At 69.3% G+C, this 12,420-nt stretch carries 10 protein-coding genes; 5 read left to right on the forward strand and 5 right to left on the reverse strand.

All coding sequences use genetic code 11. The annotated features are described in order from the left end of the window. Positions 1–72: 72 nt before the first annotated feature. Entirely contained in the window at positions 73–864 is a 792-nt protein-coding gene (locus KU887_RS17275) for a hypothetical protein (protein ID WP_012493252.1), read from the forward strand. A 230-nt stretch (positions 865–1,094) separates the two neighbouring features. Here KU887_RS17275 and KU887_RS17280 read toward each other — a convergent pair whose 3' ends face one another. Both KU887_RS17280 and KU887_RS17285 read right to left on the reverse strand, forming a co-directional pair. Then, a complete protein-coding gene (locus KU887_RS17280; protein WP_080323732.1) occupies positions 1,095–1,817 on the reverse strand; it encodes a haloacid dehalogenase type II in 723 nt (240 codons plus the stop codon). Between the two features lie 196 nt (positions 1,818–2,013). Further along, positions 2,014–2,652, reverse strand: coding sequence for a hydrolase (locus KU887_RS17285; protein WP_006483761.1), 639 nt, complete (start codon positions 2,650–2,652; stop codon positions 2,014–2,016). Positions 2,653–2,950: 298 nt separating this feature from the next. Here KU887_RS17285 and KU887_RS17290 point away from each other — a divergent pair, with 298 nt between their 5' ends. Continuing rightward, the gene (locus tag KU887_RS17290) at positions 2,951–3,844 is read left to right on the forward strand and encodes a LysR substrate-binding domain-containing protein (protein WP_006483763.1); all 894 of its coding nucleotides are present in this window, start codon (positions 2,951–2,953) and stop codon (positions 3,842–3,844) included. Positions 3,845–3,893: 49 nt separating this feature from the next. Here the strand turns inward: KU887_RS17290 and KU887_RS17295 are convergent, their stop codons facing one another. Then, a complete protein-coding gene (locus KU887_RS17295; protein ID WP_258256884.1) occupies positions 3,894–5,753 on the reverse strand; it encodes a sulfatase-like hydrolase/transferase in 1,860 nt (619 codons plus the stop codon). Positions 5,754–5,886: 133 nt separating this feature from the next. On the opposite strand from KU887_RS17295, the gene KU887_RS17300 reads away from it, so the two are divergent. Together KU887_RS17300 and KU887_RS17305 are read left to right on the forward strand one after the other, a co-directional pair. Further along, the gene (locus KU887_RS17300; RefSeq protein WP_059722741.1) at positions 5,887–6,936 is read left to right on the forward strand and encodes a LysR substrate-binding domain-containing protein; all 1,050 of its coding nucleotides are present in this window, start codon (positions 5,887–5,889) and stop codon (positions 6,934–6,936) included. A gap of 296 nt (positions 6,937–7,232) precedes the next feature. Then, positions 7,233–9,479, forward strand: a complete 2,247-nt coding sequence (locus KU887_RS17305; RefSeq protein WP_258256885.1) for a bifunctional diguanylate cyclase/phosphodiesterase — start codon at positions 7,233–7,235, stop codon at positions 9,477–9,479. A gap of 47 nt (positions 9,480–9,526) precedes the next feature. Here the strand turns inward: KU887_RS17305 and KU887_RS17310 are convergent, their stop codons facing one another. Further along, on the reverse strand, positions 9,527–10,588 hold the full coding sequence (locus KU887_RS17310; RefSeq protein WP_309138181.1) for a diguanylate cyclase: 1,062 nt from the start codon (positions 10,586–10,588) through the stop codon (positions 9,527–9,529). A gap of 66 nt (positions 10,589–10,654) precedes the next feature. Then, positions 10,655–11,659 carry a chemotaxis response regulator protein-glutamate methylesterase gene (locus KU887_RS17315; protein ID WP_006495190.1) on the reverse strand — a complete coding sequence of 335 codons (1,005 nt, stop codon included), beginning with the start codon at positions 11,657–11,659 and terminating at the stop codon, positions 10,655–10,657. A gap of 312 nt (positions 11,660–11,971) precedes the next feature. Here KU887_RS17315 and KU887_RS17320 point away from each other — a divergent pair, with 312 nt between their 5' ends. Continuing rightward, positions 11,972–12,400: a hypothetical protein gene (locus KU887_RS17320; RefSeq protein ID WP_034202518.1), complete on the forward strand. Its 429-nt coding sequence runs from the start codon at positions 11,972–11,974 to the stop codon at positions 12,398–12,400. Positions 12,401–12,420: the final 20 nt, after the last annotated feature.

Consider the following 12,420-nt stretch of genomic DNA (forward strand, 5'->3'; position numbering starts at 1 on the left):
CGGCGACGCGACGATCGATCTGGATGACAAAACGGCCGGCGGCGCCTCGACCGGCCATCGGGGGAAAGGCAGATGGCTTTGACGCATGCGGGCAAGGTTTTCGTGGTGTGCGTGGTGGTATTCGGCGTGGTCGCTTACTGGCTCGCGTCGCGCATGGTGCGCCGCCAGACGGGCGGCAAGCGCGGCTCGGGCGGCGCGGTCGCGTTCTGGTGGCTCGTGTGTTTTTGCCTGGTGTCGCTGTTGTTCCCGTTCGCGTACTGGATCGGCGACGAGCTCTACGTGCTGACGGTGTCGCCGACATACGAAGCGACCGTCGTGTCCTACCGGTCCGAATGGGACACCTGCGAGCGCCGCGACAGTTCGGGGCGAACCTCGTCGTACCGGTGCATCAAGTACACGTCGATCCTGGAAGCCGTGATGCCGGATGGCGAACGCATCACGCTACCGGGCAACATTCGCTCGGGCGCCGTGCCCGACCTCGGCGAGAAGGTCGATGTCGTGTTGCCGCCGGGCGCGCAACAGTTGCACGAGCGCAGCGTGCGCAGTATCGGCCTGCTGGCGGGCGGCGCGGTGGTGGTCGCGATCATCGGCTATTTCGTCTACCTGATCGCGGCGTACGGGGCCGGGAAGAAGATCGACGGCGCGGCCCGCTTCGGCATGGCGGCAGTGCTGAACGGGCTCGTGCCGCTCGGTGCGCTGCTGATGGAAATGGCATTCCTGAGCGTGCCGTACCGCTACTGGGCGCACGGGAATCCGCAGCAATGGCCGGTGTGGGTGCTCGCGCTGAGCATGCTGTTCGCGCTGGCGCTGCTGCCCTTGTTGCTCGTCTATGCGCGCACCGCGTGGCGGGCGGTGGTGAAGTAGCGGAGGCGCGGCACGCCTGTGCCGTCATGTCCGCACCGACAGCCGCGAGGAGACGGTCGTGGAAATTCGTTCGCGGTGGACGTTCGAGTGCCGGCCCGAGCACGTGTGGCCGCATGTCCTGCATGCGCGGATGGACGACACGCGGCCGCTGCTGTTTCGCCTCGACTCGCCGTTCCGCCGGCGCTGCCTCGCGGCCCGTCGTGCGCTGCGACGCGCACCGACCCCGGCCTTCAACCCGGGCAACCGAGCCGATCCGCGAGCTCGTTCAGATCCCTGACGTCGAAATCCCACGCATCGTCGGCTCGCAGGTCGGTCGTCTGGCCGGGCCCGTGCTCGGTCGGCCGCAGCACGAACGCGGTCGACAGCCCGAGCCCGCGCGCGGCCGCAAGATCGCCGTTGTGCGCGGCCACCAGGCACAGCTCGGCCGGCGCGAGGCCGAGAATCTCGACCGCTTCGGTATAGACCGCCGGCGACGGCTTGTACGCGCGGGCAACCTCGGCGCCGAGAATCGCGTCCCACGGCAGCCCGCCGTGTTTCGCGACGTCGACCATCAGCCGGATGTTGCCGTTCGACAGCGGCGCGATGATGTAGCGCTGCTTCAGCCGGTGCAGCCCGGCAACGGCATCGGGCCACGGATCGAGCCGGTGCCAGGCGAGATTGAGCGCGTCGATGTCGGCATCGGGCACGTCGTCGATCCCGAGGCGGTCGAGCGTGCGCACGAGGTTCTCGCGATGCAGCACGTCGAGCCGCACGTAGCGGCGGCGCCCGCTGCGGATTTCTTCCATCGACGGCGAATACTCGGCGCGCCACGCATCGGCGAACGCGAAGGGATCGAGCGTCGGCGCGTGGCGGTCCAGGAAGGCGGCGGCACCGCGTGCGACACCGCTTCTCCAGTCGACGATCGTTCCGAAGACATCGAAAACGAGCGCCTTGATTTCGGTAGGGTTCGTCATGGTGATCCAGTGAAGGTCGTTCGATGAGGGTTCACATCGCCGTGCCGCCGGATGGCGCGGCGCCGGTTCGATCGACATTGAATCACGGATACGACAACGCGGCCCGGAAGGCCGCGGTGCGGGGCTCGCGCGCCGGTCGCACGGGGGCCGGCGCGCGGCGGCCGGACGGCACCGGCCGCCGTGCGCGCCGGGCCGGTCAGCTCTTGTCGTACGAGAACTGGATGCCGGCCGTGCCGCCGGTTTCGATGAACAGGTTCATGAACGCGGGCACGGTGGCGCTGCGCGCCCAGTCGCGCTGCAATTCGCAGAACAGCTGCGCGACGCTGATCATCTGGCCGCCGGCCTGCTCGATGCGGCGCAGCGCGGCTTCGTGCGCGGCGACCGACGTGCCGCCGACCGCGTCGACGACCACGTACACCTCGTAGCCGGCCTTCAGCGCGTCGAGCGCCGGGAACGTCAGGCACGCTTCGGTCCACAGCGCGGTCATGATCAGCTTCTTGCGGCCGGTCGCCTCGACGGCCTGACGGAACTCGACGTCCTCCCACGAGTTGATGCTCGTGCGGTCGTAGGTCGGATAGCCTTCGAGCGCCGCGCGCAGTTGCGGGATCGGCGGCTTGTTCAGCCCGGTCTTCACGTTGACGGTCGAGTGGACGATCGGGAGGTCGTACGCAACCGCCGCCTTCGATGCGCCGACGATGTTGTTGATCAGCAGTTGGCGATCCATCGACGCGATCGAGTTCACCTGGACCGGCTGGTAATCGATGACGATGAACGCGGCGTTCTGCGGGGTGAGCAGGTGGTCGTTCGCGGGGTCGCGAATCGGTTCGCTTGCCATGGTTGCCTCCAGAGACAGAGCAGGAAGTGAGGGAAATCCCGAGGGTCCGGGTCGGCGGCCGCGGTGTCGGGACACTCGCCGCGGCTGCACGCTCGCGCCGTCGCAAACGTCCGACGCCGGTTGCACGGCAGGCGTTTGCTCCAAGCTTAGTGAATCGTGCGGACGAGCGAGGCAGCCGGCTGAAAAAATCCCGCTTGCCTCGACGACACCGATCCACGTCGAAACACGATGCTAAGCGTGCAATAACGGGTGTTCCAGTCCCTTAAAATGCCGTCAGTGTTCTATGGGTGGAACAATCATGGATGACCTGAACGACCTCTACTATTTCGTGAAGGTGGTCGAACACGGCGGCTTCACGCAGGCCGGGCGCGCGCTGGACGTGCCGAAATCGACGCTGAGCCGGCGCATCGCGGCGCTGGAAGCGCAGTACGACGTGCGGTTGCTGCAGCGCACGACGCGCCATTTCACGGTCACGGAAACCGGGCGCGAATTCTACGAGCGCTGTCTCGCCGTGCTGGTCGAAGCCGACGCCGCGCGCGAGGTGATCGAGCGCCGGCACGCGGAGCCGCGCGGCATCGTGCGCGTGAGCTGCCCGACCGCCTTGCTCGAATACCGCGTGAGCGCACTCGTTGCCCGTTTCATGGCGATTCATCCGCAGGTGCACGTGCACCTCGAGGCGACGAATCGCCGCGTCGACCTGTTGAGCGAAGGCTTCGACCTGGCGCTGCGCGTGCGCTTCCCGCCGCTGGAGGACAGCGATCTCGTGATGCGTGTGCTGGCCGACAGCCCGCAGCGGCTGGTGGCGGCGCCGCACTGGCTGGACGGGCGCGCCGCACCGTCGGACCCGGCCGGGCTGATCGGCGCGCCGAGCCTCGACTGGGGGCCGGCGCGGCATCACGTCTGGCAACTGGTCGGGCCGAACGGCGAGCACGCGCAGTTGCGCCATCACCCGCGCTTCGTGACCGACGACATGCACGCGTTGCGCGATGCGGCGATTCATGGCGTCGGCATCGTGCAACTGCCGTGCATGGTCGTCGAGGACGACCTGCGCGATGGCACGCTGATCGACGTGCTGCCCGGCTGGGCGCCGAAGGGCGGCGTGGTGCACGCGGTGTTTCCGTCGCGGCGCGGGTTGCTGCCGCGCGTGCGGCTGCTGATCGACTTCCTGGCCGAGCACATCCGGAAGGATTGACGGGCGGCGCGCGGCGCGGCGCCGCCCGCGCTCCCGTGCGTTCAGGTGGTCAGTGCCACTTGCGGATCTGCACCTGGACCTTCCCGTCGCGGATCGGCATCACGTCCGGGCTGTCGTCGCCGACCTCGCTGTCGATCAGGTCGTTCAGGCGGCCGTTCATCGCGAGCAGCAGCTCGCCGTGCCGCTTGCGGTCGATCGCGAGATTGCGCATCTCGCCCGGGTCGCTCGCGACGTCGAACAGCTCGACGTCGTTGCGCGCGAACAGCGCGTCGAGCGTCGTGGGCCGGTTGAATTCGAGCGGCGAGAAATAGCGCGTGAAGCGGTAGCGGCCGTCGAACACGCTGCGGATCGTGCCGCGCAACCGGAAATCCGGCTGCTGCGCGAGCGCGCGGCGCAGCAGTTCGTCCTCCGGCACGCCTTTCTGCCGCAGCGTGCCGAGTTCCTTCAGCATCCATTCGCTGTCGTAGTACAGCAGCATCGCGTAGTTGAACAGCGTCGCGTCGCGCGCCGCGTGCCGTTGCGCGTCCGCCGGTTTCGCGAGCCAGCGCGTGAGGTCGTGCCCCTTCAGCGCGCTGCCGCGGATCGTCGCGCGCCGCGCATCGTCGAGGCCGGTGAGTCCGAGCAGCGTCGGCGCGATGTCGATGTGCGACGTCAGCGCATCGCACTGCATGCCGCCCGGATACGCGGGATGGCGGATCACGAGCGGCACGTGATTCTGCGGCTGGTAGGCCGCTGCGCCCTTGCCGACGAGCTGGTGCGCGCCGACGTGGTCGCCGTGGTCGGCCGTCATCACGACGATCGTGCGTTCGTCGAGGCCGAGCGATTGCAGCGTCTGCAGCAGGCGTACGACGTGCGTGTCGCAATCGCGGATGCAGTTGAAGTAGTTGTCCTGATAGAGGCGTACGCGTTCGTCGGTGAACGGGTAGCGTCCGACGAGATTCGCATGCGCGGCGTTGAACATGCCGTGCGCGGGTGGCCGCCCCGGCTCGTCGTACGGCTGCCGCCGGGACGCGGCGAGCGGCACGTCGCGCCATGACGTGCGATACAGCGCATCGTTCGGCGGCGGCGCGTTGCCGAGCATCGGGTGGTTGGCGTCCTGCACCGTCGAGCCGTGCGTGTCGGTGTTCACGAACATCGCGTCGTGCGGGTTCACGAGATTCACCGCGAGGAACCACGGCTTGCCGTCCTGCGCGAGGCGCGGCGCATGGTTGCGCATCCAGCTCACCGCGGCCTCCGCCGTGAGCCCGTCGTACTGGTAGCCGCCGCGAACCATGCCGATCAGGTCACCCACGCCGAAATAGTCGTCGAAGCCGTACGCGCGGATCGTGCGGTTGTAGTCGGCCACGGGCGCCGTGTACGGGCTCGCGGTTTCGTGCATCGACGCGCTCAGGTGCCACTTGCCGAGATACGCGGCGTAGTAGCCGGCGTCGCGCAGCATGTGGCCGACCGTGCGAATGTCCGGCGACATGTCCTTTTGCCAGGGCAGGCCTGCGTTGTCGAGCACGCCGGTGTGCTGGATGTGCTGGCCCGTGTAGACCGTCGAACGCGACGGCGAGCACACGCATGCGGCGATCTGGTGGTGCATGAAGGTGAGGCCGTCGCGGCGCAGCGCTTCGCGGCCGGGCACGGGGAACGGCCAGCGGTCGAAATGGCGTTCCTGATCGGTCAGGATGAACAGGATGTTGTAGCCGGCGGGCGGCGCGGCAGGCGCGGTGGTGGCGCCGCGCAAGGCCGGCGCCGGATCGACGGCGGCGACCGTTCCGGTGCCGGCAGCCGGGGCGGCCGGTGCCGGGTTCGCGGCCAGCGCATCGGCGCCGAAGCCGGCCGACGCGACGGCCGCACCGGCCAGCTTGAGGAACTGGCGTCGCGCGGTGGGTTCGGTGGCGGGGGTGTCCTGATCGTCTTTCACGTCGGCTGTCTCCTGTCATGCCGGCTCGTGCCGGGGGTTTTCATGCCGACGACTATGCGGCAGGATCGCGTATCGATCGATGAAAGATCAGGGTCGATCGATAACCTGCCGAACATGAATGACGGAGACGCCCGTGACCCTCGACCCCCGCGGCCCGGCCGGCCGCACGCGACCGGACCTGCTCGCGCCGCCCGGCGCGCCGGCCCACGAGCGGCGCATCGCGCAGGCGCTGCGCCGGCTGCGCGTGCGCGACATGGAAACGCTCGACACGCTCGGCCGCACGCGCAGCTTCGCGCGCACGTCCGAGGCCGCGTCGATCACGCAGCCGGCGCTGTCGAAGTGGCTGCGCGAGCTCGAAGAGTCGCTCGGGCTGCCGCTGTTCGAGCGTACGTCGCGGCGGGTCGCGCCGACGGCGTACGGCGATGCGCTGCTCGAATGCATCGGCCGCGTGCTGACCGACATGCGCGGCGTCGCGCCCGCGTTCGACGCGTTGCGCACCGGCGCAGGCCGCCCGGTGTCGATCGGCCTGCTGCCGAACATGGCGCCGCAACTGATTCCGGGCGCGCTCGCGTGGCTGCGGGAAGCCGGCCGCCCCGTGCAGCTCAACGTGCGGGAAGACACGCTCGACCGGATGCTCGCGCAGGCGCAGCGCCACGAGCTCGACCTGCTCGTGTGCCGGCTCGACGCGTCGGCGTTGAGCGCTGGGCTCGCCGTCGCGCCGCTGTACCGCGATGACATGATCGTCGTGTGCGGGCCGCGCCATCCGTTGCTCGGGCGCGCACGGATCGGCTGGCGCGACGCGGCCGCGTTTCCGTGGATCGCGCCGCCGTCGGGTTCGCCCGCGCGCACGGCGCTCGACGCCGAGTTCGCTAAGGCGGGCCTGGCGCCGCCGGCCGTGCTGATGGAGTCGGTGTCGTGGCAGACCAATCGCGCGGTCGCCGACCAGTCGCCGTGCCTGTTCGTGCAGTCGGCCCGTGCGTTCGACCTCGCCGCGCGGGCCGGCGAGCGCGTCGGCCGGCTGCCGCTGAAGCTGTCGACGATGCCGGAGACGGTCGGCGCGCTGTATGCGGCGCCCGCGAGCGCATCGGTCGCCGCCGCGATCGACGCGCTGAAGGCGGTGACGGGCGCGCATTCCGGCGCGGACGACCGGCCGGCAGCGGGGCAGGGTGCGGACACATTCTGACGGATCGTTGTCGCAGAAGGCGCGCGCGGCCTTCATGCGCTGCAGCAACCGGTCGGCGAACCGGTCGCCGCCGGTGCGAGCCGCGCGGCAACCGAGCGTATCCCCTGATGCAAGCAGGCACGCCGGCTGTCACGGATTGGTGTTAAATACATTTCGGCGCGCCCTGGCTCGGCGCGCAAACGGGGCGCACCGGGCATCGGCGTAAACCCCGGGGCGGGACAGGGCACGAAAAGGCACGAAATATCGATAACGAATCGGGCGCATCAGACCCGGTCGGACAGACGGCAGGATTCATCTTGAATACCGAACCGCAAAGTTCTCGCTACAGCCTCGGGCTCGCCGCGGAAGTGCTCGCATCCGAGCAGAGCGTACTGAGACTCATCACGCGCAACACGCCGCTGCCGGAACTGTTGGTCGAAGTTTGCCGGCGTGCCGAGACTTTGCTCGGCGACGGCGCGTCGTGCACGATCCTGCTGCTCGATACGGACGGCGTGCACGTGCGCGTCGGCGCGGCGCCGTCGCTGCCCGCGCAGTACAGCGCGGCGATCGACGGCGCGACGATCGGGCCCGCGGCCGGCTCGTGCGGCACCGCGATGTACGAGCGCCGGATGGTCGCCGTCGAGGACATCGAAACCGATCCGCTGTGGGCCGACTACCGCGCCATCGCGTTGCCGCTGGGCCTGCGCGCGTGCTGGTCGGTGCCGTTCCTCGACGATGCGGGCATCGTGCTCGGCGCATTCGCCGTCTATCACCACTGGCCGTGCCGGCCGAGCGACGACGAAACCGCGCTGTTGCGCGATATCGGCAACAGCGTCGGACTCGCGGTGCACCAGGACCGGATCGCGCGACAGCTCGCGCACAGCGAGGAGCATCACCGGCTCGTCGTCAACAGCCTGAGCGAGGGCATCCTCGTCATATCGCGCGAGGGCGTCGTGATCGCGAGCAATCCGAGCGCGAACCGGATGATGCGCGTGAAGGGCGAACTCGTCGGCCGCCGGCTGTCGACGGTGATCCTGCGCAAGCTGCGCGAGGACGGCACGCCGATCGAGCCGCGCGACTGGCCGAGCCGGCGTGCGCTCGAGACGGCCACGCCGATGCTCGACTACACGGTCGGCTTCGGTCTCGCGGACGGCGACATCATCTGGGTGCGCGGCAACGCGGTGCCGATCGTGCGGCCGGGCGAGACGCGGGCCGACTCGGTGCTCGTGTCGTTCAACGACATCGGCCCCGTGCGCGAAGCACAGCAGCAGCTGCGCTACATGGCGACCCGCGATGCGCTGACGGGCCTCTACAACCGCCGCTGGCTCGGCGATCGCATGCGCGAGCTGTTCGGCGTGCACGATGCGGCGACCGGGCCCGCGCGCGTCGCGATCCTGTTCATCGATCTGGTCGGCTTCAAGAAGGTCAACGACACGGCCGGCCACGACGCGGGCGATGCGCTGCTGCGCAGCGTCGCGGCGCGGCTCTCGGCCTGCGCGGACCGCTACGCGCTCACGCGGGTCGGCGGCGACGAGTTCGTGATCCTCGTCGACGACTGCGACGATCCCGAGCGTCTCGCGGTGCTCGCCCGCGAGGTCATCGACGCGATCGCGAAGCCGTTCGCGATCGCGAACAACGAATACTGGCTCGGCGTATCGATCGGCATCAGCGTCGCGCCGCGCGACGGCGACGATGCCGTGACGCTGATGCGCAACGCCGATTCGGCGATGTACGACGCGAAGCAGCGCGGCCGCAACCACTTCACGTTCTTCACCGCGCAGCTCAACCTGCGGCTGCAGCGCCGCTTCGCGATCGAGCAGTCGCTGCGGCGCGCACTCGCGTCGGACATGCTGCGGCTCGCGTATCAGCCCGTCGTCGATGCGCGCAGCGGCCGCACGGTCGGCGCCGAGGCGCTGCTGCGCTGGACGAGCCCCGAGCTCGGGCCGATGTCGCCGGCCGAATTCATTCCGGTCGCGGAAGACACGGGGCTGATCGTCGCGATTGGCCAGTGGGTGCTCGAAACCGCGTGCCGGCAGGCGGCCGAGTGGCGCCGCACGATCGCGCCGGACCTGATGCTGGCCGTCAACCTGTCGCCGCGGCAGTTTCACGAAGGGCTCGTCGAATCGGTCGGCCGCTGTCTCGCGCAAACGCGGCTCGACCCGTCCGCGCTCGAACTGGAAATCACCGAAGGCGTGCTGATGAACGACACGGACACCGTGCTGCCGATGCTCGAAGCGCTCACGGACATGAACGTGCGGATTTCGGTCGACGATTTCGGCACCGGCTATTCGTCGCTCGCATACCTGAAGCGCTTTCCGCTGCACAACCTGAAGGTCGACCGCTCGTTCGTGTCGGGCGTGCCCGATCATCACGACTCGGTCGCGATCACGCAGGCGGTCGTCGCGATGGCGCATTCGCTCGGGATGAAGGTCACGGCCGAAGGCGTCGAGACGCAGGCGCAGTCGTGGTTCCTGCAGCAGATCGGCTGCGACATGCAGCAGGGCTATCTGTTCAGCCGCCCGCTGGAGGCGAGCGACTACGCGCGCCGGCTCGGCGCGGCCTGAGCGCGGCGCGCGCGCCGGTCGTACCCGTTGGTGTGCGTCAGTACGCGTCAGTGCGCGTCGAACCCGCCGCTGCCCGGCGGCGTCGACGACCGATCGATCTCGACCCGGTTCTTGCCTTCGTGCTTCGCGCGATAGAGCGCGCGGTCGGCCGCCTCGATCAGCAGGGTCGTCGGCAGGCCGGGCGCGGGCACGATGCTCGCGCCGCCGATGCTGATCGTCACGATGTGGTTGCCGGTCGACGAATGCGCGTGCCGCAGCCGCAGCGCCTCGACCGCGAGCCGGATCTTCTCGCCGAGCAGCCGCGCGGCGCCCGGCGACGTGGCCGGCATCACGACCGCGAATTCCTCGCCGCCGAAGCGCGCCGCGAGATCGCCCGACTGCCCGAGGCAGCGCTCGATCGTCGACGCGATCTGCTTGAGCACGCTGTCGCCCGACACGTGACCGTACGTGTCGTTGTACAGCTTGAAGTTGTCGACGTCGATCATCAGCAGCGACAGCTCGCTGCGCTCGCGCGTGCCGCGCCGCCACTCGGCGGCCAGGTATTCGTCGAGATAGCGCCGGTTCGACAGTCCGGTCAGGCCGTCGGAATGCGTGAGGCGCCGCAGTTCGAGATTGGCCTCGAGCAGTTGCTGCTGCGACTGCCGCAGCGCGCGATAGGCTTCGTCGCGCTGCAGCAGGTTCAGGTACGAGCGCGAGTGGTAGCGGATGCGCGCGACGAGCTCGATGCGATCGGGCAGCTTGACCAGGTAGTCGTTCGCGCCGGACGCGAACGCGGCGCTCTTGATCACCGGTTCCTCCTGCGTCGACAGCACGATGATCGGCACGTCGCGCGTCGCCGGATTCGCGCGGTACGCCTTGACGAGGCTCAGCCCGTCGGTGCCCGGCATCACGAGGTCCTGCAGGATCACGGTCGGGCGCGTCTCGATCGCGGTGGCCATCGCGTCGTCCGAGCGCGGGCAGTAGTGGAAGTCGATGCCTTCCTCGTCGACGAGCGCGCGCCGCACGGCTTCCGCGACGATCGTCTGGTCGTCGACCAGCAGCACCATCGCCGGCACGTCGGCGGGCGACGCGGTCGGGCCGCCGGGCGGGCGAGTCAGGTCAATCGTCATGGTCGATGCGGTTGTTGCGGTCGTTGCAAGGGCGGGCATGGGTGTTGCGGACGGTCATCGTCGGGCTCAGATCCGTGCGAGCGCCGCCAGTTCGCCCGCGATGCGCCCGAGTGGCAGGATCGCACGCGCCGCGCCGAGCGTCGCGGCCGCCTTCGGCATCCCGTATACCGCGCTGGTCGCCTCGTCCTGCGCGATCGTATGGTAGCCCTTCATCCGCAGCGCCTTCAGGCCGATCGCGCCGTCGCGGCCCATCCCCGTCAGCAGCACGCCGATCACGCGGCCGGGCCAGTGCTCGGTCAGGCTGTTGAAGAACACGTCGACTGACGGACGATACGGCGTGGCGGCCGGCTCCCGCGTGTATTCGAGCGTGCCGGCGCGCGTGATGCGCAGGTGATCGTCGGTCGCGGCGAGCAGCGCGACGCCCGGCTGCGGGCGGTCGCCTTCGCGGGCGACGCGCACGGCGAGCCGGGTCTGGCCGTCGAGCCATTGCGCCATGCCTTCGGCGAACGCGCGATCGACGTGCTGCACGATCACGATCGGCGCATTGAAATCGGCGGGCAGGCTGCCGAGGATCGACGCGAGCGCGCCGGGGCCGCCGGCCGATGCGCCGATCGCGACCAGCGGGCCGCCGCCGTTGCGCGCGGCCGTGCCGGCGATGCGCGGGCCGCCCGGCGCGTCGAGCAGGCGGCCGATCTGGTCGATCTTCGCGAGCAGTAGCTTCGTCGTGTCGCCGGCCGCGCCGTCGCCGAGCCGCGGCGTGTCGACCGCGTCGAGCGCGCCGGCGCCCATCGCCTCGAACACGCGCCACGCGTTCGCGCCGATGCAGCTCGTCACGATCAGGATCGCGCATGGTCGTTCGGAGCGCATGATCCGCCGCGTCGCTTCGATCCCGTCGAATTTCGGCATGATCAGGTCCATCAGCACGATGTCGGGCGGCTGCGCGGCGCACAGTTCGACGGCCTGCGCGCCGTCGGTCGCGACCCACAGCACGCGGTGCTCGGGCCGTCGCGCGATCGCGCGGCGCATCGCCTCGACGGCAAGCGGGAGGTCGTTGACGATGCCGATGTTCACAAGCGGAATTCTCCGGTCGGTTCGTAGTGTTGGAGGTGGGCCGGGTTCATGGAAGGGCGTAGCCTGTTCGGCGCTGCCGGGCGGCATCGGCGGCCGGACGGCGCGGCATTCTTTTCGGTTGGCGACGCCCGAATGCTGTCATGCGGCGCGAGCGGCGGCAATCGAAAAATGTGCGCATGATGCCGTTTCAGTGCGTTTCCTCTATGGCCGTGCGGCATTGCCCGCAAGCGGGCCGGTCGATCGTGCCCGGACCGGCCGTGAAAGCCCGCATGTTACCGTGTCGGCATCGACAAAAAAGAAAGGAGGAGCCGGATGACCGCGCCCCATACCGTACTCGTCAGCCGCAACCCGCATGCGCCGATCGTGATCGAGCAGGACGGCCGTTTGCTGTACCGGATCTACATCGAGAGCGGACACGCGTCGTTCTACCGCGATTTTCCGGTCGAACCCGATGCGGTGCGCGTGCTGCGCGACGATGCCGAGCGCTACTACTTCCTGTTCGCGGCGCTTCACCATCCGTACCAGTTGAGCGCGACGAACCTCTCCGACGCGGAACGCGCGCGTTATTTCGGCACGATCCTGTTTGCCGGCCGCGACGAGGTCGAAGCCTTCATGACGGAGCGCGATCGCGCCAGCCACGGCGCGGTGGCGAATCTGCTGCAAATCTTCACGCAGGCCGACTACCGGCAATTGCGCGAGGGCCGGTGGTTCGGCATGGGCGCGGGCACGCCGGCCGCGTAGCGGTCGCGACCGGGTCGCCG

It is taken from the genome of Burkholderia sp. EMB26 (assembly GCF_024730645.1).
Classification (GTDB): Bacteria; Pseudomonadota; Gammaproteobacteria; order Burkholderiales; family Burkholderiaceae; genus Burkholderia; species Burkholderia cenocepacia.